Annotated in this window: 23 protein-coding genes; 6 read left to right on the top strand and 17 right to left on the bottom strand. The window is 39.5% G+C overall.

The genetic code is table 11. The features are described from left to right. Positions 1-92: 92 nt before the first annotated feature. Positions 93-1,712, top strand: a complete 1,620-nt coding sequence (locus ACQ4KW_RS08515; protein WP_430886108.1) for a PucR family transcriptional regulator — start codon at positions 93-95, stop codon at positions 1,710-1,712. 80 nt (positions 1,713-1,792) lie between these two features. Next, positions 1,793-2,662 carry an alpha/beta hydrolase gene (locus ACQ4KW_RS08510; RefSeq protein ID WP_430886107.1) on the top strand — a complete coding sequence of 290 codons (870 nt, stop codon included), beginning with the start codon at positions 1,793-1,795 and terminating at the stop codon, positions 2,660-2,662. A gap of 231 nt (positions 2,663-2,893) precedes the next feature. Here ACQ4KW_RS08510 and proC read toward each other — a convergent pair whose 3' ends face one another. From proC to ACQ4KW_RS08475, 7 genes are all read right to left on the bottom strand, one after another. After that, complete coding sequence (proC, locus tag ACQ4KW_RS08505; protein WP_430886106.1) at positions 2,894-3,700, bottom strand: pyrroline-5-carboxylate reductase; 807 nt, start codon at positions 3,698-3,700, stop codon at positions 2,894-2,896. A 163-nt stretch (positions 3,701-3,863) separates the two neighbouring features. Next, complete coding sequence (gene hypD, locus ACQ4KW_RS08500; protein WP_430886105.1) at positions 3,864-6,236, bottom strand: trans-4-hydroxy-L-proline dehydratase; 2,373 nt, start codon at positions 6,234-6,236, stop codon at positions 3,864-3,866. 3 nt (positions 6,237-6,239) lie between these two features. Continuing rightward, complete coding sequence (locus tag ACQ4KW_RS08495) at positions 6,240-7,145, bottom strand: glycyl-radical enzyme activating protein (protein ID WP_430886104.1); 906 nt, start codon at positions 7,143-7,145, stop codon at positions 6,240-6,242. A gap of 3 nt (positions 7,146-7,148) precedes the next feature. Continuing rightward, positions 7,149-7,718 carry a helix-turn-helix domain-containing protein gene (locus ACQ4KW_RS08490; RefSeq protein WP_430886103.1) on the bottom strand — a complete coding sequence of 190 codons (570 nt, stop codon included), beginning with the start codon at positions 7,716-7,718 and terminating at the stop codon, positions 7,149-7,151. Positions 7,719-8,157: 439 nt separating this feature from the next. Next, positions 8,158-9,564 carry a histidine kinase dimerization/phospho-acceptor domain-containing protein gene (locus ACQ4KW_RS08485; protein WP_430886102.1) on the bottom strand — a complete coding sequence of 469 codons (1,407 nt, stop codon included), beginning with the start codon at positions 9,562-9,564 and terminating at the stop codon, positions 8,158-8,160. After that, the gene (locus tag ACQ4KW_RS08480) at positions 9,554-10,234 is read right to left on the bottom strand and encodes a response regulator transcription factor (protein ID WP_430886101.1); all 681 of its coding nucleotides are present in this window, start codon (positions 10,232-10,234) and stop codon (positions 9,554-9,556) included. The genes ACQ4KW_RS08485 and ACQ4KW_RS08480 overlap by 11 nt, the downstream gene beginning before the upstream one ends. 218 nt (positions 10,235-10,452) lie before the next feature. Continuing rightward, entirely contained in the window at positions 10,453-10,911 is a 459-nt protein-coding gene (locus ACQ4KW_RS08475; RefSeq protein ID WP_430886100.1) for a hypothetical protein, read from the bottom strand. 312 nt (positions 10,912-11,223) lie between these two features. On the opposite strand from ACQ4KW_RS08475, the gene trkA reads away from it, so the two are divergent. Then, positions 11,224-12,579, top strand: coding sequence for a Trk system potassium transporter TrkA (gene trkA, locus ACQ4KW_RS08470; RefSeq protein WP_430886099.1), 1,356 nt, complete (start codon positions 11,224-11,226; stop codon positions 12,577-12,579). Continuing rightward, the gene (locus ACQ4KW_RS08465; RefSeq protein ID WP_430886098.1) at positions 12,579-14,024 is read left to right on the top strand and encodes a TrkH family potassium uptake protein; all 1,446 of its coding nucleotides are present in this window, start codon (positions 12,579-12,581) and stop codon (positions 14,022-14,024) included. Before trkA ends, ACQ4KW_RS08465 begins: the two co-directional genes overlap by 1 nt. A 132-nt stretch (positions 14,025-14,156) precedes the next feature. On the opposite strand, the gene ACQ4KW_RS08460 is transcribed toward ACQ4KW_RS08465, so the two are convergent. From ACQ4KW_RS08460 to ACQ4KW_RS08445, 4 genes are all read right to left on the bottom strand, one after another. Then, entirely contained in the window at positions 14,157-14,690 is a 534-nt protein-coding gene (locus ACQ4KW_RS08460) for an ECF transporter S component (RefSeq protein ID WP_430886097.1), read from the bottom strand. A 9-nt stretch (positions 14,691-14,699) separates the two neighbouring features. Then, positions 14,700-14,999, bottom strand: coding sequence for a DUF1893 domain-containing protein (locus ACQ4KW_RS08455; RefSeq protein ID WP_430886096.1), 300 nt, complete (start codon positions 14,997-14,999; stop codon positions 14,700-14,702). Then, the gene (locus ACQ4KW_RS08450; RefSeq protein ID WP_430886095.1) at positions 14,972-15,115 is read right to left on the bottom strand and encodes a hypothetical protein; all 144 of its coding nucleotides are present in this window, start codon (positions 15,113-15,115) and stop codon (positions 14,972-14,974) included. The genes ACQ4KW_RS08455 and ACQ4KW_RS08450 overlap by 28 nt, the downstream gene beginning before the upstream one ends. 162 nt (positions 15,116-15,277) lie before the next feature. Next, positions 15,278-15,475 carry a cold-shock protein gene (locus ACQ4KW_RS08445; protein ID WP_430886553.1) on the bottom strand — a complete coding sequence of 66 codons (198 nt, stop codon included), beginning with the start codon at positions 15,473-15,475 and terminating at the stop codon, positions 15,278-15,280. A 364-nt stretch (positions 15,476-15,839) separates the two neighbouring features. Here ACQ4KW_RS08445 and ACQ4KW_RS08440 point away from each other — a divergent pair, with 364 nt between their 5' ends. Continuing rightward, positions 15,840-16,790 (top strand): hypothetical protein, encoded by a 951-nt coding sequence (locus ACQ4KW_RS08440; RefSeq protein WP_430886094.1) that lies wholly within the window; start codon positions 15,840-15,842, stop codon positions 16,788-16,790. A 142-nt stretch (positions 16,791-16,932) separates the two neighbouring features. Here ACQ4KW_RS08440 and ACQ4KW_RS08435 read toward each other — a convergent pair whose 3' ends face one another. The 6 genes from ACQ4KW_RS08435 to ACQ4KW_RS08410 form a co-directional block, all read right to left on the bottom strand. Beyond that, positions 16,933-17,910, bottom strand: a complete 978-nt coding sequence (locus tag ACQ4KW_RS08435; protein ID WP_430886093.1) for an NADH:flavin oxidoreductase — start codon at positions 17,908-17,910, stop codon at positions 16,933-16,935. A 74-nt stretch (positions 17,911-17,984) separates the two neighbouring features. Further along, positions 17,985-18,815: a DUF6920 family protein gene (locus ACQ4KW_RS08430; protein ID WP_430886092.1), complete on the bottom strand. Its 831-nt coding sequence runs from the start codon at positions 18,813-18,815 to the stop codon at positions 17,985-17,987. A gap of 110 nt (positions 18,816-18,925) precedes the next feature. After that, a complete protein-coding gene (locus ACQ4KW_RS08425) occupies positions 18,926-19,519 on the bottom strand; it encodes a hypothetical protein (RefSeq protein WP_430886091.1) in 594 nt (197 codons plus the stop codon). Then, complete coding sequence (locus tag ACQ4KW_RS08420) at positions 19,500-20,006, bottom strand: hypothetical protein (protein WP_430886090.1); 507 nt, start codon at positions 20,004-20,006, stop codon at positions 19,500-19,502. Before ACQ4KW_RS08420 ends, ACQ4KW_RS08425 begins: the two co-directional genes overlap by 20 nt. Before the next feature lie 70 nt (positions 20,007-20,076). Continuing rightward, a complete protein-coding gene (locus ACQ4KW_RS08415; RefSeq protein WP_430886089.1) occupies positions 20,077-21,630 on the bottom strand; it encodes a carboxypeptidase regulatory-like domain-containing protein in 1,554 nt (517 codons plus the stop codon). Positions 21,631-21,701: 71 nt separating this feature from the next. Then, complete coding sequence (locus tag ACQ4KW_RS08410) at positions 21,702-22,556, bottom strand: hypothetical protein (RefSeq protein WP_430886088.1); 855 nt, start codon at positions 22,554-22,556, stop codon at positions 21,702-21,704. Positions 22,557-22,854: 298 nt separating this feature from the next. Between ACQ4KW_RS08410 and ACQ4KW_RS08405 the strand changes: the two genes are divergently transcribed. Beyond that, on the top strand, positions 22,855-24,243 hold the full coding sequence (locus tag ACQ4KW_RS08405; RefSeq protein ID WP_430886087.1) for a LuxR C-terminal-related transcriptional regulator: 1,389 nt from the start codon (positions 22,855-22,857) through the stop codon (positions 24,241-24,243). Positions 24,244-24,321: the final 78 nt, after the last annotated feature.

The following is a 24,321-nucleotide window of genomic DNA, read 5'->3' as shown; positions in this document are numbered from 1 at the left end:
ATAAATATATCACCGGTTTCTTTGCATTTCATTGGCATGAAATTCTAGAAAAACGACGTTTTTTTATACTTAGAGGATAAAGAGGTGGGGAAATGAACGCACTAGACTTGCTTAAAATAAAACCCCTGACGGGGGCAAAACTTATTGCCGGACAGGCTGGTATGGAAAATAACATTAGTGGTGTGAATGTGCTTGAAGCCACTGACATTGAGAATTGGGGACGTGAAGGACAGGTCATACTGACAAGTTTATTTGCCCTTAAAAATCTAACTGACCAAGACTTAGACGCTTTTTTCAACAAAATGCATACAATCGGTATTGCGGCCATTATTGTGAAAATTGATCGACTTGTCCAGTACATTCCTGAGATGGTTATTCATTTATGCAATAAACATGGAATCGTTTTAATTCAAATTGATAAAGAAACCAAGTATGAATCCATCATACTTGAAATACTAGAGCCTATTATAAATCGTAATATGTATCTGCTGAACAGGTATTACGATGTCCATAGCGAGATCACCCGTATTGCTATGAAAATGCCATCACTGGAATCTGTCTTAAAAGAATTTAAAACCATGATCAATATGGATTTAAGCCTTGTGAACAAAGTGAAAAACGCCCAAATCAGTACAAATACCGAGCTAGAACATTTTCAAGTGATCAACCATTTTGAAATTGAAAAGAAGAAATATATGTATTACACTTATGAACGGTATGGTGTTAAATACCTTCAAAATGGTCGTGAAAGCTATGGCAACCAGATACGGGTCAAAATTCCTTGCCTTGACTACAATGACTACGAACTCATCATCCATGAACTGACATCCACCATACGCGAAGAGGACTTCATGGTTCTAGAAAATGCCGTTAAGTACCTGCAAATGGAGCTGTTAAAAAAGAATGCGCTCTCGCAAAATATTTACCAACAGAAAAACAGCATCATCAGTGACCTCCTTAACGACAGAATCCACGAGGAAAAAGACCTTGACGATGTACTCGATTACCTTGATATGACAAGCTTTCCACTTTACCAAGTGATTATTGTAAAACTCATTCAAGAAGAGGAGAATAAGGCCTTTGAGTGGTCTCTCGATATGACAATAAAAAGGTTGCGTTATCATTTCAAAAACCATATGAATCACTTTGCATTCATGGAAAAAAACAATCGGATTGTCTTACTTCTCAATATTCCAGATGAAGACAGTCTCTTATGCACCGACCACGTTCAAAAAATTATGACCCAGTTTGAACATATTCATAAAAAAAAGAACTTTAACTACCAAATTGGCATAAGTTCATCGTGTCGGAAAGAGACTCTTGGCAATGGCAATCAAGAGGCCCTGGATACGCAAAAGATCCTCAACCTCTTTTACCCACCGGATAGTGTTTTAGAGTATGCTTCCTTAGGCATATATAAATTGTTTTTAAACGCTGATAATCTGGAGACTTTAGAGACATTTGTCTCTCCAAAACTCAAGGCCTATAAAGAAGATCATCCCGAGCTTTTTAAAACCCTGGCACTTTTCATTGATAACAATCAAAACTACTTAAAAACAGCAGAATCTTTGTTTTTACACCCAAAAACTGTGCGGTACAGAATTGATAAAATAAAAAAACAACTAAACATGACCTTTGATGATTCTGAATCAATAATTCATATTCAAATAGCATCACGACTTTTTAAACTCCTCGATATGCAGTCATCCTAACTACAATTTATCTCTCTTAATAAAACGCTTGCAAATTACCTATTTTGCTCGTCTGTTAAGTCAAAAAAGGAGCTGCTACAATGACACGAATAAATGAATCTCCGAAGCATTACACCCTGACAACAAAGTCAAACTTTAAAATTGACATGACCCTTTACTCATCTGATGACTATAAAGATAAACCAACCATTCTCTACTTACATGGCGGTGGTCTCCTCTATGGACATAGAGATGACTTACCACAGGTTTATATTGAGCTTATTTTGAATAAAGGTTATAACCTCCTTAGCCTTGACTATCCCCTTGCACCAGAGGTGAATCTGAAAGAGATTTTAAGATCCGTTTATGAAACTGTAGAGGCACTCATTAACTCTATGTTTGACACGATGGGACTTACAAATAACAACTACCTGATTTTTGGACGTTCTGCAGGGGCCTATCTGGCCCTTGCAGCCTGTAAGAAAATAATTGAAAAAGGGACAAAGCCACCCCACGCGCTTATTAGTCTATACGGCTATACAGGATTTAATGCAGACGCTTTTATAAGTCCATCCCCCTATTACACTGCACTTCCAAGGGTTTCAGATGCCTCTGCCCAGTCTATGCTTAAGAACCACTACATAACACAGGCCTCCATAGAAGAGAGATTTTCCCTCTATGTGAAAGCCCGACAAGAGGGCACATGGACCAAGTATATTGGCATAGACCTAGACTTTGATGATTACTGCGTCACCCAAGATGACCTCAAAAGTTTTCCACCCACAATAACAGCGGCATCGACCCATGATCCTGATGTGCCTTATAGAATGTCAAAGTCAATCAGTCGCATTGTTCCTCGTTCCAAATGCATAACCGTTTATGGACATGTTCATGACTTTGATAGAGACATAAAAAATCCACTAGGACTTGAAGTCTATGAAAAAATCATGACATGGATTGAACAAGTCTAGTGGTTTCAGAAGGCAACTTGGCTGGTGAACACGTGGCATTCTAGGATTTATTCCGTGTTGAAAAACAAGAAAATTGCTGAATACTGGGATATTATTGAAGCAATTCCACAAGAAGACCAGTGGATGAATGACAACGGAAAATTCTAAAACTGAGTTTGTCATAAAATTTCATAGGCACAAAAAACAGGTCTTTGCAGACCTGTTTTTTTATGAATAGACTTGTAAATATACCTATTCACTCATCTTCTTCGACTTGTCCATACACGCAACCATGCTCTCAATAACGGCAGATCTAAAACCTGTTCTTTCAAGATTTCTAACTGCTTCTATGGTTGTGCCACCTGGTGAACACACCATGTCTTTTAAGGCCCCTGGGTGCATGCCGGTTTCTGTGACCATTTTTGCAGCGCCCATAACAGTCTGTGCCGCAAATGTGTATGCCTTGTCTCTTGGCATACCGCCCTGGACAGCGGCGTCAGCCATCGCTTCTATAAACATAAACACATAGGCTGGTGCCGATCCACTCACACCAATAACAGCGTGAATTAAAGATTCTTTAACTTTCTCAGCCTTTCCAAAACCACCAAACACTGTCATTAGGTCTTCTACTTCTTTATCAGCCACAATATCATTTGGACAAATAGCCGTAATACCTTCTCCAACCAAGGCCGGCGTATTTGGCATTGTCCTAATGATATTTTTATCTGCGCCAATAATGTCTTCCATTTGCTTGATTGTCAGGCCTGCTGCTATGGAAACAACCACCTTACTCGCGTCAAGGTCAGCTTTTATATCACTCAATACAAGTGGATAGATGTTGGGTTTAACTGCAACAACAACCCAGTCACATGCTTTCGTTAATTCTTTGGCAGTGGCTGAAACAGAGACCCCATAGTCTTTTTTCAGTTCTTTGACTTTAGAAGCATTCGGGTCAAAGATGAAGACATTTTCACCTTTAATGACTCCAGCACCAACAATGCCACCGATCATAGCACTGCCCATATTGCCTGTTCCGATAAAACCAATCTTTTTTTCCATAGTCCGCTCCTTTATTTTGACCTGTATTGGTATAATCACTTGGTCCATGTTTTCATTCAGGCGCCGCAAAATTACAGATTCCTGTCGTATCCATACATTATATGTTTTTACTTCATATCTATACATGGCATGGCTTTTGTTTATATGATATTTGTCAAGTTGCCTAGTTAAACTTTTGCTCTGTTCTCTCAATAATTTCATCTTGCAAAGCTTTGTCTAAATTATTGAAATGGTCACTATAGCCCGCCACACGTACAATTAGATCATTGTAGTCATCTGGATTGGCCTGGGCATCAAGTAGAACATTTTTGTCAATAACATTAAATTGAATATGGTGTCCATCTAAGGCAAAATATGTTCTTACAAGAGAGGACATATTATCAAGACCTCTTTCGCCTTCCACAACTGATGGGGTAAATTTCTGATTTAAAAGCGTTCCACCAGTGTTTAAATGATCCATCTTAGAGGCTGACTTTATAACAGCTGTCGGCCCCTTTCGGTCAGCACCCTTGGCAGGTGAAATCCCGTCTGGAAGAGGTTTGCCTGCAAGTCTCCCATTGGCAGAAGCCTTCATGACACTTCCAAAATAAACATGGCAAGTGGTTGGCAACATGTTTATACGATAAGCTCCACCCTTCATGTTTGGTCGACCTGTAATTGATTTATGGTAGAGACTGAATACATCCCGCATAATTTCATCAGCATAGGCATCATCATTACCATACTTAGGTGTTTTGTTTTTTACCAAATGATGCACCATATCATGACCCTCAAAGTTGTCATCAATGGCTTTCATAAGTTCATCCATCGTGAAGCGCTTCTTCTCAAAAACATTATACTTTATAGCTGACAGACAATCCGTAATGGTTCCAATACCCACACCTTGTATATAGCTGGTATTGTATCTGGCACCACCAGCATTATAGTCTTTTCCAGTTTTTATGCAGTCATCTGTAATAACTGACATGAATGGGGACGGCATGGTTTCAGCGTAAATTTTCTCAATAATATTGTTGCCCTTGATCTTAATGTCCACAAAATGCTGGACTTGCTTTGCATAGGCATTAAAAAGTGCATCATATGACTCAAAATCTTTCGCATATCCCAGTTGAAGCCCAAGTTGTTTACCGCTGTTTTCATCATAACCGTTAGTCAGTGTCAGCTCAAATATTTTCGGAAGATTAAAATACCCTGTCAGAATAAAGGCTTCCTTGCCAAAACAACCTGTTTCTATACAACCACTCGCCCCACCACCTCTAGCATCTTCAATGGTTTTACCGGCTTGCAACTGCTCCATAACTATGGCCTCTGAATTATAAAAGGCAGGCTGTCCCCAACCTTTTCTTGAAATAGCACATGCCTTCTTAAGAAAATCTTGAGGGGTTTTCTTGCTGATCTGAACATTTGAACTGGGTTGCAAAAGTTTCATTTCATCCATGGTTTCAAGTATTAAATAACTCACATCGTTCACACCATCTTGCCCATCAGCGGTTAATCCACCTGTGTTTAAGTTGGCGAAATCTGTGTATGTACCACTTTCTTTTAAGGTTATGCCCACTTTTGGCGGTGCTGGTTGATTGTTGAATTTTATCCATAGACATTCCAGAAGTTCCCTGGCAAGGTCTCTGCTTATTTTACCTGTATTTAGGTCACTTTTGTAAAATGGATTTAGATGTTGGTCAAGTCGCCCTGGACTGTATGCATCCCAGTTGTTCAGTTCATTTGTCACGCCAATATGTACAAACCAGTACATTTGAATGGCTTGCCAATATGTTTTCGGTTTGTTTGCTGGAACCACACTGCAGTTTTCAGCGATCTTCATGAGTTCATCTTTTCGCTTGGGGTCACTTTCTCTCTCAGCCATTTCCAGTGCCAATTTTTCATAGCGCTTTCCATAAGAAATTATGGCTTCACAAGTAATGCGCATGCCTTTTAACTGGGCCTTTTTATTTAAGGCTTCCTTGTCATTGTAAAAATCCAAACTTTCAATTTCATGATCAATACGGTCAATAAAATCTAAAAAACCACTTTCATATATTTTTCCATCAGCCACTGTATGCCCTGGACTTCTCTGCTCCATAAACTCTGTGAATATGCCATTCTCATAACAGTCTTTCCATTCTGGTGTGACATAGTCAAATATTCGCTTTCGAACCGATCTATTTTTCCAGTATGGAATAACTCTTTCTTCTTGTATTTTTTTAGCTTCCTCGGAAACTTTGAAGAATATTCGGTCTCTAGAATCCATAACATCCATGTCTTCAAGCGTATGACAGCACAGTTCCGGATAGGTCGGTGCCGATTGAGGCCCTTCCCCTTTTTCCCCGACAATTAACTCACCATCAAGTATTGAAATCTTTTTATTCTCCATAATATGCTTAAAGGCAAGAGCTCTTAAAATAGGCGTTTCCACAGTGCCTGCATATTTTTCATAGGCCTGAGTAACAAGTTCAGCCCTTTCAATAGATATATGGGGAACAGCACGGACACTTTCCTCTCTAAGCTTTTGAGTTCTTTCTGTCATACCTCTTTTCATGGTTTATCCTCCTATTATAGTTTTAAAACCAGCAGACTCCAGCTTGGCTTTTGCTGAGGCCAACCATGTATCTGTTGGCCTTTCAAATTGATCAGGATTATAATTCAGACCAAATCGTCTATACTTATCTATCGCAATTTCGTGGTATGGCAACAGGTGAACTTGTTGCACAGGCTTGTCCTTTAAGTAACTGCAAAGTTCATTTATAAATGCATCTGTCGCATTTACGCTTTGAATAACCGGGATTCTAAGCCAGACATCAACATTTTCATCTAAAAGTTTATTGAAGTTTTCAAGTATGGTTTTATTGGACACGCCCGTCCATCGAATATGGTCAACTTCATCAAGAATCTTAATATCGTATAGAAAAAGGTTTGTATAAGGTAGTACTTTTTCAAAACTGCTAAATGGAACATTTCCACAGGTATCAATAGCCACATGAATGCCCCGTTCATGACACCGCTTCGCTATCTCTAAAACCATGTCCACCTGGCAAAGAGCCTCACCACCTGAAAATGTGACGCCACCTCTAGATGTTTCATAAAACCCTTGGTCTTCAATCACGGCTTGAAAAAGGTCTTCAACTGAGTGGGGATGACCTACCATTTGCCTTGCAAGCTGTGTGCACATGTCAGTGCAGGTTTCGCACCCAGCACACTTGATATCTCTTATGGTCTTTAGTGCGTTTTTTTCAATGATAAGTCGGTCTTGTGTACACAAACGAACACAGTTACCACATAGAGTGCATTTTTCATCGTCATGACTAATTTGGTGATCAAAACTCTTACTCTCTGGATTATGACACCAGGCACAGTCCATGGTACATCCTTTAAAGAATAGGGTCGTTCGAATCCCCGGCCCATCATGAACACAAAATTTTTGTATATTGAATAAAGTCGCTTCATTCATTACTTACACCTTCTCTTCAGAAAATGGATTCGGCACTGAAACAACAAGAATTTTAACAACCTGACTAGTGTAATTTGCCCAATTATGCGGTCTTTCTGATAAGTAGTGCGCGGTGTCTCTTGGGTAAAGAACATGTTTTTCATCATCAATGAAGAGGGTTAAACAACCTTCTAAGACATATATGAATTCTTCCCCCATATGGCCATACTCACTAATGCTCTCATCGGTCTCCCCAGGAAGAATCTCAACCAGCCTGGGCAACATACTTTTATTCTTCAATTCACTGGATAAATGATAGTGCATGTATTTCATGTTTTCTATTTGAAATATTTTCTGATCTTGATAATGAAGAATTGTGTCATGACCTGTTTTTACCTTAGGAAAAAAATAGTTCAAGTCCACTTCAAATACACCTGCAATATCATTTAGGGCATCCACCGCTATGCTTGTCATGCCCCGTTCTAACTGAGAAAGAAAACCTGTTGAAAGACCTGTCTTTTCACTTAAATCCTTTAAGGTTAATTTATTTTCAAGCCGAAGGGCTTTGACACTAGCCCCAATATCTTTATTCATGGGTACCTCTCCTTATGATAAAATTGCATTTATGTGTTCACCTTATGATGAAAGTTTAACATCTTTTTTCATGATATTCCAGCACAATTTCACATTATTGAATATTAATCGCTTACAGGATATATTTTTTCATATAAATGAAATACACTCGGTATTAATTTACAAGATTCACTTTTCGGTATTTTCTGTTATTTTAAATTGTCAATGACCTGACACGCACTTGTCAAAAAGTATTGGTAAGATTGGTCTAACAAATGATGATACTAAAAAGTCACTGTGAGAGATAATCTACAGTGACTTTTTACTTTAGCGCTTGCAAAATTACAGATCTATACCATTGCCATATAACACATAGAATTTTTAATCCTTAAATATTTATTGTATAGCGAGTGTTATGGAATAATATTTTGCCAGTCGCTCACTTTGCTATTTAATTTGATTACAAACACCTAATTTTCATATAGAAAACAAGACCCTTGTCCACATTCTTTAACCCAAATGTAATGCCATGCAAATCTAAAATCCGTTTAACGATAGACAAGCCCAGCCCCGAAGAGTTGTTTTGGCCCGTTTTCTTATAGAATCGTTTCCATACAGATTCTAGTTCCGCCTCTGTTAGCGGATTTGTCTGATTAAAAACTTCAATTTGGCAATAATTCCATTCATCTTCTTCAAAGTTCTGAGCGTATATCCTTAATTTTTTACCATTTTCGGTATGATGAATTGCATTGCCAACAATATTTCGAATGGCTGTTTCCATATTGGATGCATCACAATTATATGGTATTGAGGCTGGTAAATCATACTCGATTTCCAGCTTTTTTTCATTAATAATACTGGAAAATGAAAAAAAGACATCATCAAAAATAGACGCCAGATCCACCGCTTCTCGCGTAAGTTGTATTTCGGGGTTCTCTAGCTGCGAGAGCTTTAACAGATCTTTGATGATCTGATCCATGTGTTCAATTTCTTTTACAATGATTTGAATACGATTGTCTTCATATGTTCCGCTTTCGTAATTCGAAGCAATTTGATCAATATTTGCAAGCACAACCGCTAGAGGGGTTTTAAGTTCATGGGAAGCCTCTGCCAAAAACTGCTTTTGCATATCTTGTAGGGCTTCTTTCTTACTAAGTTCTTCTTTAAGAGCAGTCAGGGCCTGGTCCAATTGCTTTGACAAGTAATTTACATTTCTGCCCAGTTCACCTATTTCATCATTTTGACTCCCAGTATACACTTTTGTGAAATCTAACCTTGCCATGCTTTTTGCAATCTTGTTCAATTCGACAATGGGCCTAGAAAATCTTTTTGAATAGACATATGAAAAGACCATCCCAACTGCTATAAACAAGACCCCGACCGCCATAAAAAACTGGTTGGAAACTTTCACAACATCATCAATTGACTGATAGGGGCGAACAATATAGGCCTCGTAAACACCTGTTAAATGAAGAGAATACATCAAAAAAGGAGTTTGAAGGGTGTGATGCTGGGTCATGTAAAAGTCTTCAGAAATAGATACCTTGTCTTGAAGCATCTTACCAAATCCATTTCCACCTGCATTGCCTCGTCCCCTGGTCCATATATCTGGTCCGTAAACCACTTGATTTCCACCAGCTGTTATATATATTGACATGTCCGTGCCTTCTGTGTAAACCGGTAGTATTTCAATAAGTCTATCAATGTCTTTTTCATTTATTATCGCTTGGCCTAGAGTCTTCATGTCATTTTTTTTGGCGCTTTCAACAAAGCTTGGCATAAATGCCCTGAAAAGCACCCCTGTCAAAAGGGTCATAAAAAGAATAAAAATCGAGAGCGCTACAAAAAGCTTTCGACTAATCGTCAATAACATCACCTTCAAATCTGTACCCAACACCTCGTATGGTTTTTATATTTTTAGATGCATCTTTTAACTTGTTTCTCAACCGCTTTATGTGGGTGTCAACAGTACGCACCCCTCCAAAATAGTCTAGTCCCCAAACCTTGTCGAGCAGTTGTTCTCTAGACATGGCAATGCCCTCGTTTTGAACCAGTATGCTCAAGAGTTCAAACTCCGTGTGGCTTAATGCTATGGGTTCTTGGTTTACAAAAACTTTGACCGCTCGTTTATCAAGCGTAAGGCATTTATACTCGTAGACTTGGATTTCATCAAAAATGCCAGAACGCTTAAGGACAGCTTTCACCCGAGCCAGTAAAATTGAATTCCTAAAAGGCTTTGTAATATATTCATCTGCACCAAGTTCAAACCCAAAAACCTCATCATTTTCAAGATTGCGTGCAGTCAACATTATAACTGGAACATTGTCCTTGTTTCTCACTTCTCTTAGGACACTCCATCCATCCATCTTGGGCATCATGACATCCAGTAGTATGAGATCAAAAGCCTCTTCTTCTAAAAGGTCTATGGCTTCTTGACCATCCTTTGCCAACCTAACACTATAGCCTTGTGATTTTAATATATCTTCTAGAACGTCTCTAAGTGCTTTTTCATCATCAACAACGAGAATTTTTGACATAAAATTCCCCTTTCTTTAGTATCATGCGAACGGATCATTTCATTATATTATTAATAGTCTCTTTTTGTAAAATACCCTTTTAAAAGGAATACTATCCACTTAGATGAGATGAAATGGATTGTCATATGTATCTGAACAATACCAAAAGTTCAGCACCTCGTCGTAGAGAATTTTGATGACAAGATTCTCTACGACGAGGTGCTGATTTGTTCTATCAATTAGTCATTGTTTCTATTGCCAAACCCAGGGCCCCTGCCCTGTCCTGAACCATTCTGTCTGCCGTAACCGGCGCCTTGACCATTCCCGTTTTGCATGCCACCGAGACCTCTTTGATGAAGACCCTGATGCTGACCTGGTGTCCCATCACAATTATCGATTTGCTCAAGCCATGCATCCGCTTGGTCTTCAGTAATTTTTCCATCTTCAAGTAAAGTGCTCACCCGCTCCTTGTTAAAAGCCTGAATTAAGACCTGGAACTCTTCATAAATACCATTTTCCTCTGCGAGTTCACCAAAAGTCTTGTCAGAATCATTTCTTAGTTCCCATGCCTCATTCACAGTTAATCCTGACACCTCAGAATAAATATCAACAGGACGCGTAAATGTATCCGCAAAAGCAGGAAAAGCCAGCGAGGTCACAAGAAGACCCGATAATAAAACACCTAATAATTTTTTCATAATTTCTCCTTTCAGATTCTACACAATAATATATAACCCCTTTGTTTGAATATCCGTTTGGGTTAAGTACATAATAAACCTTCTTTGTCACAGTTGTGTGACAGGTCAAAGTGAATTATGTGACAAATGCATTATTAAGAAAGTGTAAAAAGCCTCACATTAATTAGAAGATAATGTAATTATATGGTTAAAAACCTTCAACATATTGAAAAATCTTATATTCAGACAAGAAAATTTACCTGCTTTCATTGATAGTCCAGTCACATTTTAATACAATGCAGGTAGGCTACTATGGAAAAGGTTGTGACTAATATGAAAGTAATGATAATCGGTGCAGGTAAACTAGGAAAAAAATTAGCATCTGCCATGTTGAATGGCGAAATCCAAATAACACTTATAGACAGTAACCCACAAGTACTTGAACGGCTAAAAATACATATGGATGTTTTGACTGTCACCGCCAATGGTGCAAGAAAAGATGTTTTGGAAGAACTCAATATTTCTAATTATGACTTGGTCATTGCTGTAACCAGCAGTGATGAAACCAATGTCCTCATCAGCTCTATGGCCAAGAAACTTGGATGTAAGCGCAGTGTTGCCAGGGTCAGAAACCCTGAATATGCATACCAGCTTGAATACATGAAAAAGCTCTATAATATTGATCATGTTATTAATCCTGAACAGGCTACAGCAAATGAGATTATGCGCTATTTAATGGAAAGTTACTCATTTTACTTTGATGAATACGCGAAGGGAAAAGTTTCTGTTGTAAACTTAAATATTCGAAACCTCCCAGATTTTGTTAATCACGCCATTAAGGATTTAGAAATCATGAATGAAATCGTAATTGTTGCCATTTCAAGAAATGGCGACATCATTATTCCAGATGGTGATATCATCCTTAAAGAAAATGATATTTTATATATCATGGGCCAAAAGAATAAAATCAAAGACATTGCCGACATGTTAAAGACTTCTATGAAGAAAAAATACATCCGAAAGGCCATGATTCTTGGAGGTAGCAAAATAGGCTTTTATCTTGCCCAAGCTATGTCTGAAAAAGGCATTGCCGTCAAGATTATTGAATCCAATTTGGAAAGGTGTAAGCAGCTTTCTGAACAACTTCCCGATAACGCCCTCGTTATACATGGTGAAGGCACTGATATTGATCTTCTTGAAGAGGAAAACTTGGCAGAAATGGACGCATTCATTGGTGCCACAGGCTTTGATGAAGAAAATTTATTTATGTCTCTGCGTGCAAAGCAACTTGATATTGGCAAGGTTATTGCAAAAATTTCACGACAAAGTTATGTGCATATCATAGAAAAACTAGGCATTGATATGGCGATAAACCCCGTCAACATCACAGCCAGTGATATTCTTAAGTACATTCGTGGCGGACGTGTCATTTCCGTATCCCTACTGCTGGATGGACAGGCAGAGGTTACAGAAATCATTGCAACCAAGCATTTGTCTGTGCTCGATAAACCTCTGAAAGATCTTAACTTGCCAAAAGGTATTATAATTGGAGCCATTGTTCATAAGGGCAAGGTCCATGTTCCAAATGGAGATTCAAGAATTCAAAATGGTGATAGAATCGTTGTGTTTTCATTATTGTCGCAGGTGCCTGCACTTGAAACATTCTTCCGCCTAAAGGACGGTCGATAATGAAGCAGCGTATTGTTTTTCGGGTTCTGGGCTATTTAATGTTAATTATTGCCCTAGGCATGGTTCCTCCACTCCTAATTGCTTTTTTTACGAATCAAAGTGATTTTTTACCTTTCTTGATTAGTATTCTTGCAACCGTAGGTTTTGGCGGATTTTTGATTGTTTCCAATAAGAATGGAACAAATTCTATAAAAGCACGTGAGGGTCTCGCCATCGTTACCCTAGGATGGGTCTTCGCTTCCCTATTTGGCGCCCTTCCATTTTATTTATCAGGCAGTGTGCCATCCTTTGTGGACGCTTTTTTTGAAACCGTCTCTGGTTTCACAACAACAGGCGCCACAATTATTACAGACATAGAAGTATTGCCAAAAGGCATCTTGTTTTGGCGTTCCTTTACGCACTGGATCGGTGGTATGGGGATACTTGTTGTGGCAGTTGCCATACTACGTGTACTGGGGTCTGGTGGCTTTCATATATTTAAAGCTGAAAGTCCAGGACCAGTGGCAGATAAAATTGTTCCACGGATTAAAGACACCGCTAAAATTTTATATACAGCCTATATCACAATATCAATAATTGAGTTTGTCCTTCTTCTCTTCGGAGGTATGACCGCATATGAATCAGCCATTCATACTTTTGGTACTTTGGGAACGGGTGGATTCTCTACGAGAAATGCGTCAATCGGTGGATTTAACAGTTCCTACATATTCATAGTTATTTCAATCTTCATGATTATGTCAGGTGTAAATTTCTCTCTTTACTATGATATGTTCCGTGGCAAGTGGAAGGATGTTTATAAAAATAGCGAACTGCGATTATACTTGGGCATAATTGCTGTTGCTGTACTGGCCATTACAGTAAACACCAATATAACATTTTACAACAATTGGTTTGAAGCCTTTAAACACGCTCTCTTCCAAGTGTCTTCACTTATCACCACAACAGGATACACTTCGTTTGACTACGAACAGTGGTCTACCTTCTCTAAGGCCATACTTTTTATGCTTATGTTTATAGGAGGCAGTGCTGGTTCAACTGGTGGCTCAATCAAGGTCGTAAGAATCCTGGCTCTGATAAAACTGGTGCAAAGAGAATTCACAAAGATCCTTCACCCACGCTCAGTGGTATCTGTTAAAATTAACAATCAGAATGTGCCTGAAGACACACTTATGAATATTGCAAGTTTTTTCATGCTCTATATGATGATATTCGTTCTAGGAACAATATTAATATCTATTGAAGGCATAGGCCTATTAGGCGCTGGAAGTGCTGTTGCCGCAACACTCGGCAACATCGGTCCAGGTTTTGACTTTGTCGGTCCCACTCAAACATACGCCGCTTTCTCCGCACCTAGCAAACTCCTGCTTTCTTTCTTCATGCTACTGGGACGCTTGGAGCTATTTACAGTACTTGCTCTTCTAACACCAAAGTTCTGGAAATCATAGGTTCTAAAATAAAAGAAAATAGATATAAACCTAAAAAACGCTTAAAGCATGTATGTGCTCTAAGCGTTTTTGTTTTAGATTCATTTTTGTGAGGCCTTACCAACAAAACCCTGATTTTCTTGAAAAGCTAAGTTATACTTGGGCCTTCTGATCAGAGACAAACCCTGCACGTTCCACCGCTTTCATAAGGGGTGGTATAAATATCATTTGAAGGACTATACCCGGTAGTCCGTTGGCTACAGCCCCCTGTAAATAAATCATCGGATTCATTTTAAGCCCAAAACCACTGGCTAGAAGTCCAACTATAGCGCCTGCTCCTAATCTGCCTGCAACCATTCCAAGAACTAGTATAGAAAACTGATTCAAAGATGTCTTTCTTTTTAGAACCGAGATCGACCATCCATATAAGCCAAGTTCAAAAATCATAATAGGTAGAATGGGAAACGCTGGCGGCATACCTGTCAAAAAACTGCTCAATACAGGGGTAAACATTCCAACAAAAAGTGCATATAAGGGGGACAGAATAAAACCTCCAACCAAAACAGGAATATGCATTGGTAGAAAAATAGGGCCTGCCATGCCCGCTCCATGAAAAGCCATAGGTATCACCAGTCCAAATGCCATCAAGACACCTGAAACAATCAATCTTTTCGTGTTAAATTTCATATTTCCCCCTTATTTAAGACTGTCCAGAAAAAGGCCAACTCTTTTTGTAAGAGCTTCAACCGTATCCACTTCCATACTAATGGACTCAACTGGACAAGATCCTGTTTTGTCTCTATTCATTATGTAGTCAGTCACTTGATCATATTCTACAATCATATCAGCAGGGCATATATCAAGGGCTTGCTTAGACATCAGTCGACCATAAATACCTTTCACACCTGCGCTTAGAAGGAACATGGCAGCGCCCCTTCCTATGACTTTGTCAGCTACGTAACTGTCTTTTAGAAGATCTTTATTATTTGTGAACAAGTCAAAATTGGCTTTATGCCCCTTTGATTTGCTTCAAACACCACTTCATTGTTTTTTACAACCACAATAGACACACCATTTTGCATTAAATGGTCTTTTGCTTTTTTTAAAGACATTCCATCACATCCTTCCTACTATGAGCGACTTACAAACCCTCAGTAAATCATAAAATTTTAATGATTTGCGGTAGACTTATAGCCCGGCATATTCCAAAAAATTTATACATTAAAAAAGGACTTACCCAAATGGATAAGTCCCTCTATTAGCTTAGTCTGAAATTACTTAGTAGTAATGTTTTCAGCTTGAGGACCTTTAGGACCTTGAGCTAGAGTGAAAGTTACTGCTTCGCCTTCTTCAAGCGTCTTGTAACCATCTTTGTTGATTTGTGAGAAGTGTGCAAATACGTCATTGCCATCTTCGCCAGTGATAAAACCAAAACCTTTGTCTGCGTTAAACCATTTTACTGTACCGTTCATCATAATTTGTTTCCTCCAAAATTTTATAGTCCTTAGATACTTGGAAAAAAGACATTTAGAAAGCACTATTGCTTCCATAGATAAAATTTCAGCGATGATAACAAAAATGTAGCAAGTACAGAAATGATTCCATCGATAATACTTTATTTAAATGTTTTTTACTCTTTATTTAAGGTTCTTAAACAGAATAACACCTAAACTAAAAAAAAGCAAGCGTTTTGGCAAAATAAATTATTTTATTTCAACATTAAGACTTGTCAATAACAATGAAGACATTTGAAGTTCTGATTGTGATATTTGTGAATAACCCCCTCTCCAAAGGGTAATTTACTACCATTTACAAGGTTGAAACAAGGAGGCGACAATGAAAGAAAATTCCCCTATGACGCCCAGCAAAAGTTCAGATACAAAACCCCTGGGTCTCACAAAAAAAATTAGTAAGCACAAGGGGCAAAACAGCATTCAAAGCGTTTCATCACCATCTCAAGCAAGAAAACGATTTAAAAGACTGGGCACAGATCCCTTGTTTAAGTCTCGTCAAATGCTTGATGGTAAAAAAAGCAGCCGAGCCAAATACCGATTGGGCCAGCATGGTGCAAAAAAACGGGAGCAGCAACGCCTTAAAACATCTGGAAAAACCCATGAATCTGAACACACCATCGGCTTTGAAGTTCTCAACAGAGGCTCTGATGACAAGCGCGGACAGTCATCGGACGTTAAGCAATTTGAAAATGAAGCCTATGCATACCAAGAAGCTGCCCCTCTCCATAGAAATCATATAGGCACAGGCATGCATAGCGAAAAGGATGCAAGTGGGATGAATTCCCAGGCCTACAGAGACTCTCAGCGCGCTTTACTTGAAAACGGAGGCGAAAGTGGTGTTAGCAGTGCCGTTCAACTCAATCAATTGGGTTATGCCTTCGACCCAAACTTCAAAAAAGACACTTCAGACCTCAGCAAGGCTGACAACTCATACAATGCCATGGTTGCTGGCATGGATGATGTCGAATACAAGACCGGACCAGACAGTTCACAAAAAGCTCCTGTTGATGAGGTCTCAAGAGTAGAAATGTACCTAGCAAGAATTGCAGCCCGAACCGGTGTTTGGCCTACAGAAGAGATTGACGCCCAGAGAGAAAGAATGGGACTTTCACAATCTATGTCTGATGATTCTATAGTAAATGAAGATGAAGATGAAGATGAAGAGAAAGATATTGATGTAGGGCTTGGGGATGGAAAAACAGATGCCCTTGATATAGAGGATACAGATATGCATAATCCCTCATCGGAATCTAACGATGGAGATAAGGACTAAAACACCAGTATCAAAAGAAGACCAGGAAATTATACACGCCCTGGTCTTTTTCAATATTTAGCTTTGTCCAGCTACAACACTCTAGTCCGTAACTTGAGACTTATCATTATGTAAAGCCTTACTATATTATCAAGACTTACTTTTATGAGGACATCCCCCAACTTGAATCCTTTAATAGTGCTCTTGCAACCCCTATCAAGTCGGCTGCTTCTTCCTTCAATAGCGCTTGAGCCCCTTCAAGAGATGTGACACCACCTGTCAGTATGACAGGAATATTCACAGCCTTTTTTATTGGACCAGTTAGGCCTTTAAAATAACCTTGTCCGCTTAACTGATCTGATGCATACCCACAGAAGCCACCTGAAATGTCTATTAAGTCAATGCCTGCACGCTCCATGAACTTAACCGCTATCAGACTGTCCTCTAAACAAGTGCCCCCTTCAGTAAAATCAGAAGCCCCCAGTCGTAAAAAGACTGGAAAATCTTCCCCGACTGTCTTTCTCACTTCCCCTATAATTTCAAGATGAATTCTAATCCTATTTTCAAGAGAACCACCGTATTCATCTTTTCTTTTATTTGTCAGTGGGGAGTAGAACTGGTTTAAAAAATATCCATGGGCTGAATGAATTTCCACCCCATCAAATCCCGCTTTCTTAACACGTAAGGCAGCCTTGGCAAACTTGTCCACAATTTTTTTAATGTCATCATGACACATTGTCTCTGGAAGTACACCTTTTCTTGGATTAGGCACACTTGAAGGTCCAACGGCTCTCATACCTGTGACTTCTTCACTTGCGGCACTTCCCGCATGACTGATCTGTAAGACAGCCTTAGCTCCATTGCTATGAATCACCTCAGCAATTCGTGATAGCCCCTCAATATCCGAGTCGTCAGCAACGGAGATTTGCTTAGGACTGGCCTTTCCTTCTTTTGATATGTAACTATGTTCTACTATGAAAAGACCAATATTTTCATTCTTCGATTTCTCTTTATAAAAATCAATATGCTCATTGGTCACCCTACCATCTCCTGTGGTTTTTTCTGTTGCCACAGGAGCCATAACCAACCGATTCCTAAGTTTTAAGGTGTTCACAATAAGTTCTTCATGTAAGTATCCCATACAATCCTCCTATCCATGTACATGGGTATTATAACATAGGACATATCCATGTTTAGGAGAACATGAAGTGTTTTCTAGTGAAACTCAGCCGATACGACCTTGACCTTGTACCATTTGAATGGACCCGATTCAAGCATCCAAACCGCCTCCATTTCACGTGGAATCTCCACACCATCAAAGACAGTGTGACTTGTAACACGACCTTCAAAAGGACGTCTTTGAAGGTCATCCTTGCCATCGTAATAGCGATAGGCCTTTGATCCGATAAATTGCCCCTTATCATTGATTTCAATAATGACAGAAACATCACTGTCTCCGGCTTGAAGCGAAGCTTTTGCTGTGTTCTTATCTATGGCAGTCCAACTTATGTCCTTATGCAGGGCCAGTTGTGGATACCATCCCATTTCCAGCAAATACCTATGCATGGTGGACTCATTCACCTCTGGGGTGTCCTTCACATTTGCAACAGGAAAAACACCTAAAAGTCTAATGACCATCTCTGCTCTTCCCTCAATCAAGCTATCCAACCCGAGAACCCTAAGTCCTGGTGCCACATCCGCTTTAACCTGCCAGGCAAAACCAGGCTCTAGCACCCCTACCCTTTGAGTGGCTTTTGCACTCAGCCACTTGTTGCTTTCAGGGTCAAGTCTCATCTCACCCACATGTTTCATATCCATGTACTGAATGTCTAACTTGCTTAAAGCACCACACTGGCTCAGCCATCTGCGTATAGGCTCTGGTAAATCTTCTATCTTTTTTATCAGAATTTTGTCCTTCTCTATTTTTTGTCTGGCAGACAAGGCATCAAAACGACCTGTTGATTTGGTTTCAAAGCTGTTTTTGACCACAAAAAATGTTACCGTGCCTATAATGCCAATAGCAAGCGCTATATATAATATTCTCATTGTCATCCCTCTCCCAGCACCTCTTTTATATTCATTTTCAGCATAAATCAATTAAGTAACATATTACCTTTTTAACTGTATCAAATTCTTTATATGCCGTCAATTTCTTTCTAGTGTCCCATTTTCATATCTTCAATATGAACTTCATAGACCTCATCATTGTAAAATCGGTAGTCCACGCGAAAGGGCATAAAATAGTCCCCGTATGCCTGAAAGTTTTCAACATCTTTGGCCGCCGGAAAACTCTCCATCTCCTCTTCGGGCGATAATGTGAAATAAACTGTTCTAAGAGCTTGATAAAAGCAAACCTTGTTTGCATCATAGTCTTCCACAGCCATTTTAATAAAACCCTCACTATATTTAAGGGTAATTTTATCATTGAATGAAATGATAAAATCATAGAAGCCCTCTTCATCTTTAGCAGGTTCACTCACTTTAAACCCATACCCAAGGGCATCCTGAGTCTTTTTAAACTTTTCAATGAAATCACCCTTATCCACATTGTCAAAAGAGGGCTTGAAGTCAGGGTTTCCAATGATTTGTCCCCTATTGGTATCCCATAGTACCCTTTCCACTATATAGATCTGACCCTCGTCATAAATTGGATAAGAATAACTTCCATTATAAAGCACATAAACGAAGATAATTAAAATGACAAGAACCACTGATGACAGTAATTTATGTTTACTCATAAACCTTAACATTTATACCTCCATAGCCTTGTGGCGATGTTGATCTGTAATACCCAAAGATTCCAATAGAATAGTCTCCGGGTTCTTCAGGCTTGAAAATGGCAATCCTTGTTGTATATTTCCAGTCGCCGTGCTCACTGTCATATAAGTTCACATCTGCGGACTTAAACAGGTCTTCCACTTGGGCCTCTGTATAAATCTTCTCAATATCGACATTCTCTAAAATGTACTCATATCGCCCCTGTTGTTCACCGCCTTCATCTAAATAGCAGTCCCACATCTCTTTATGCAAATCATCATATTCCTCTGGTACAACAAAGGCCATCGGAATTGAGTCGCCTACATGAATATCCCCCTCATGAAGAACAACCACCTCTCCCGAAACCCCCTCATCTGAATAATAATTCATTGCAAGCACGCCTATAACAATAATGCCTATTATGAAAAGGCCCACAACAGATGACAGGATTATAAGTCCCCATTTCAGAACTTTTTTCACAGTCCCACTCCCCCACTTTTTTTATATTTAAAGGCTACTGCACTATTTTGAAGTGCAATAGCCTTCATAGTTATCTTATTGACTCTTGGTCAGACACATATGTCATTGTATTGACAGCACGAACACTTGTGCCATCATAAGTGAAAACCTTCCAAAGTGTTCCTGGCTGATTTGGAACATTAAACACCTTAGGTGGATTGTTTCCAATATAGACTTCCACGGTTGCCATAGAATTGGCGAGCTCAGTGGAATTTGTTAGGCCTTTATTGGTAAAATCATGTACAGAATAAGTGAATGTTCCATCCGTAGGCTTGGTCACTGTAATGGTTTCCGGTCCCTCACCATCTTGATCATCAACATCTAAGAGTACCATGAACTGACCACTCGAATATGATTTATTTCCGTAGTATACATGGCTTACTTCACCACCAGATCCAGGTCCTATGAGGTGAGAATCCAAGTCATAAGGCGTGTTGCCCCACCTTAGGACAACTCGAAATTGATCGGCTTGTAGATTTGGCGAAATGGCTGCATCTGGAATAGTTATATCAGCTCCCCCTCTGAGTGGCGCTGAGAAAGTTTTATTGGCAAAGCCATCTTTCGTTGCTGTCATTGTATAATATCCTGATGCGGCACTAAAAGTATAATTCCCATTCGCATCTGTGGTCAGGACTTGCAAGGCCGTTCCAGTTTTATTATTAAGCCCCTGTCTAATTTCAACGCGAACATTAGGCTCTGGTTGTCCTGTTAAGGCATTCAAAATCTGACCTTGTGCCTCTCCATTTTCAGCGCTTTGTGGCACTTGGAATATCATTTCAACATAGGTGGTCTCTCCTCCTACGCTTTCTATGTCGCTATAAGTCGCTCCAATATAGCCTGATTTTTTGAAAACGAGATCATACTGACCTGGCATGGCCGTGAAGCTGTACTCTCCAATTGAATCCGATGTACGACTATCAATCACAGATCCATTTTTTTGAAGTTCTATGGCCACACCAGTCATTGGGGTTTCACTGTCAAAATCATAAACAACACCCTTAATTATGCCGGAACTTGAATCAGGTATATTGCCCCCCACTTGACCGGCTCTTTGAACAGAAAACTCAATCCAGTCCATTTTATCATAATGCCCCGTATTCCAGCCATATGGGTTCATTAAAAACCTGATATAAGGCTTTTCAAGGGCTTTGCTTGTAAAAGTCATTGTGTTGCCATCTGAGGTAATTGTCACCTGGCCACTTTCTGTGTCGTATACAAACTCTTCTTCTACCCATCTGTCAAGCGTGAGAGGGGCTACGCCATATTGGGATTGAGGTAGCTGTGCAATATTTTGTCCTGGCTGAGCATATAGCCCTAAATTCGCTTGTGTCACAGCCCCAGGATATCGACCTGGGTCATAAGTGAAATTAAGATGCTGGAAGGAGAATAGATTTGTTGAATCCTCGGCATTGGTTGTATACCCATCCGTATTCACCTCTTGAACCAAAGCCCATGGTCTGTATGTGTCATTCGCCGCATGGGCATAAGTTCTTCGTTTAATTGTAAATATGTCACCCTTTTGAACTGAAATCCCCTTTGACATTAATATTGGAGGATTGTCTGTTCGATCACAAGGCAGAGTCATTTCCCCGCCAGAAACAGTAACGCGATCATAAGCCTGTCCACCTTTGTCATAGACATACCAAAAGTCAGAGTTTAATGAGTTTCCGTCAAAATCATCTCTTTTTGGAAGGTTTGGGTGATAGAATCATTCAAACCTGCGCCGCTATTGTCCTCAATCAGGTCCTCTGCATTCGGACCAACAACTTCAAATTCAATCCAATCCATTTGATCAAACTGGCCTGTATTCCAGCCATAAGGACTCATATGAAATCTTACATAAGAATATTCCAGTGGACGTCCCTTAAAAGACATGGTTTCTCCACCGCTTGTTATGGTGACATCACCTGTTACTGTATCGTACACAAACTCTTCTTCCACCCATTCATCAAGTGTGCTTCTGGTTATACCATAATTTTCACTGGCAAGTTCACTTGGTTTTGTAAAATCATCCATTCTCGAATACCCAAAGTTTCCCTTAGTGAGATTCTCAGGATAGCGACCCACATCATATGTGAAGTACAAATGCTGGAAGAATAGTAAAATATGATTGTCTCTGTTGGAATCCGTGTTCCATGAGTCATCTGTCTCTTCAGTCACATAGGCACCTGGAGCAAATTTATCATGATCTGGATGGGCGTATGTCCGCCTCTTAATAATGAGTTTGTCTCCCATAGAAATAGGTATGCCTTTAGAGATAAGTGTTGGATAATTATCTGTTTCCGTTGCAGATAGGGTCAAAATGCCATTATTGACATCCACCATATCCATAGCCGTTCCATACTTGTCACGCACTGTCCAGAATGTGTCATCGAAACTACCGAAGTCATCTCTGAACCTAAACTTCACACCGTCCTCTGCGTATGCACCCCCATGCATAGCAAATAGACTTAGGACCAATGTCAAAATTAAGGTCCAACTTAAATACCTCCCGCTTATGGTTTTTCTCAATGTCCTGCCTCCTCTTCTTTTTGACCCTTCACCCAAACTGAAAATCTTCTCCCATTTGAAATTCACTGATGAGATTAAAACGACCTTCATGTTCAATTATTTACCCTGTTTATTGATGTTTATTTAAGTATAACTATGCATTTTTTTATTGTGCAGGATGATTTCTTATCACCCCACTGAATTCACTCGTATAAAAAAGGGGGTGATAAATATCACCCCTGGCCTCAAACAGGTTTAAACAACTGACTTTCATGGTATAATATAAAATATTTCACATAAGAAGGCCCTGGAGGTTTTTATGAAGCACACTCTGAAAAACATCTTTAAATTGCATAAATCGCTCATACTTTTCTTAGGGTTTTCCTATGGAGCAACCATCGTTTTTCCCGCTTTTGGACCTGCTCTTTATGTGGCTGTGGGGGATAAAATGCCTCAGATGAGCACTGTAGCCTTCCTCTTTTATGTGATCAGCTTTATCTTCCCACCAAGTCCTAATCATTCTAAACGAATATCACCTAACACTGTCTTTATAGGAGCTTGTCTATTAAGTCCATTTGTTATTTTTCTTGATAAACTTGCAACACCACTACAGTGGAGTGTTGTTCTCATATTTTCCTTGTTTGCCGGTCAACTTGGTGGTGGTTGGACGCAGTTTTATAGGATCGCAACAGACAATGAAGAGCGTGGACAAGTTGCTGCGCTTTCCATCGGAATCACCTTTTTTACCCTTTATGTCTGTACACTCCTCATTCAGTGGCTCCCAGTTCGTGCGGCCCTTATCCTTCCCATGTTTCTAATATTCCTCAGTGCCCGTCATTTAAATAAAATAAGCAGAGGTCTGGACCCCACTCAAGTCCCACCTCAAGCAAACTACAGGACATTAGGTCAGCACTATATTTTCTATTTATTGTTCGTCATTATATATATATCTGGCGGCTTCACATATGCAGGTATTTTTCCCAAATTTGAATCCTATGTCTTCATATCAAAATACTATAATGTTCAGCCCCTCTTTCTTACGGTCATTTTTGCAGGTCTTATTGCTGATAGAATCGGCAGAAAATCCATGCTTTATATTGGCTTTGGGATGGTGGGTCTATCCTTCATAACTTTCATGATGCCTGCCAGTGATATAAGTTACTTTTTAACGCAAACTTTCACCCAAATAGGCTGGGGGTTTGTCAACACTTATGTCTGGGTGGTTTCAGCTGACCTCTCCATATATTACAAGCGTCCTAGCATTGCTGCTCGAGGTGTTGCTTCCATGCTGGCAGGCACAGTTATTGGCGCCCTCATTGCAAATGTATTTAACACAATCGGTCTTACGAGTGATGCTTGCTACGCCGCGGCAACCCTTGCCCCCCTCTTTCTCGCCCTTATAATCATCAGTATGGTTCCTGAAACACTTCGCATTGAAACACAACGGTTGCTGACTTCAAATATTGAAGGGTCCTCTAGAAATACAGTTTCTAACAAGACTGTTCTCACAAATGATGAAAGACTCGATATTTTAACCAACCGCGAAAGGGAAATTGCACAATTAATCATGCAAGGCTATACTAGAAAAGAGATATGTCAACAACTGAACATTTCTATAAACACACTTAAAACACATATTCGCCATATCTACAAAAAACTTGATGTTAGCAGTAAAGAGTCTTTAACTCAGGCGCTTGAAAATAACTGATCTATGCCCTCACCTTACAAAATATAGAGCTTTTGATTCTTAAACATTTATATAAGGTATAGCAAGGGGTCATGAATG

Origin of the sequence: Tianxiuia mixotrophica, from assembly GCF_050596425.1 — a bacterium.
In the GTDB taxonomy this organism is placed as follows: Bacteria; Bacillota; Clostridia; order Peptostreptococcales; family Acidaminobacteraceae.
The sequence above is the reverse complement of the archived record's forward strand: the minus strand, read 5'-3'. Positions and strand labels throughout refer to the sequence as shown.

Coding starts and splice junctions, on each gene's coding strand:
- ACQ4KW_RS08515 (WP_430886108.1), top strand. CDS start 93: ATGAACGCACTAGACTTGCTTAAAATAAAACCCCTGACGGGGGCAAAA.
- ACQ4KW_RS08510 (WP_430886107.1), top strand. CDS start 1,793: ATGACACGAATAAATGAATCTCCGAAGCATTACACCCTGACAACAAAG.
- proC (WP_430886106.1), bottom strand. CDS start 3,700: ATGGAAAAAAAGATTGGTTTTATCGGAACAGGCAATATGGGCAGTGCT.
- hypD (WP_430886105.1), bottom strand. CDS start 6,236: ATGAAAAGAGGTATGACAGAAAGAACTCAAAAGCTTAGAGAGGAAAGT.
- ACQ4KW_RS08495 (WP_430886104.1), bottom strand. CDS start 7,145: ATGAATGAAGCGACTTTATTCAATATACAAAAATTTTGTGTTCATGAT.
- ACQ4KW_RS08490 (WP_430886103.1), bottom strand. CDS start 7,718: ATGAATAAAGATATTGGGGCTAGTGTCAAAGCCCTTCGGCTTGAAAAT.
- ACQ4KW_RS08480 (WP_430886101.1), bottom strand. CDS start 10,234: ATGTCAAAAATTCTCGTTGTTGATGATGAAAAAGCACTTAGAGACGTT.
- ACQ4KW_RS08475 (WP_430886100.1), bottom strand. CDS start 10,911: ATGAAAAAATTATTAGGTGTTTTATTATCGGGTCTTCTTGTGACCTCG.
- trkA (WP_430886099.1), top strand. CDS start 11,224: ATGAAAGTAATGATAATCGGTGCAGGTAAACTAGGAAAAAAATTAGCA.
- ACQ4KW_RS08465 (WP_430886098.1), top strand. CDS start 12,579: ATGAAGCAGCGTATTGTTTTTCGGGTTCTGGGCTATTTAATGTTAATT.
- ACQ4KW_RS08460 (WP_430886097.1), bottom strand. CDS start 14,690: ATGAAATTTAACACGAAAAGATTGATTGTTTCAGGTGTCTTGATGGCA.
- ACQ4KW_RS08450 (WP_430886095.1), bottom strand. CDS start 15,115: ATGTCTTTAAAAAAAGCAAAAGACCATTTAATGCAAAATGGTGTGTCT.
- ACQ4KW_RS08445 (WP_430886553.1), bottom strand. CDS start 15,475: ATGAACGGTACAGTAAAATGGTTTAACGCAGACAAAGGTTTTGGTTTT.
- ACQ4KW_RS08440 (WP_430886094.1), top strand. CDS start 15,840: ATGAAAGAAAATTCCCCTATGACGCCCAGCAAAAGTTCAGATACAAAA.
- ACQ4KW_RS08435 (WP_430886093.1), bottom strand. CDS start 17,910: ATGGGATACTTACATGAAGAACTTATTGTGAACACCTTAAAACTTAGG.
- ACQ4KW_RS08430 (WP_430886092.1), bottom strand. CDS start 18,815: ATGAGAATATTATATATAGCGCTTGCTATTGGCATTATAGGCACGGTA.
- ACQ4KW_RS08425 (WP_430886091.1), bottom strand. CDS start 19,519: ATGTTAAGGTTTATGAGTAAACATAAATTACTGTCATCAGTGGTTCTT.
- ACQ4KW_RS08415 (WP_430886089.1), bottom strand. CDS start 21,630: ATGACTCTGCCTTGTGATCGAACAGACAATCCTCCAATATTAATGTCA.
- ACQ4KW_RS08405 (WP_430886087.1), top strand. CDS start 22,855: ATGAAGCACACTCTGAAAAACATCTTTAAATTGCATAAATCGCTCATA.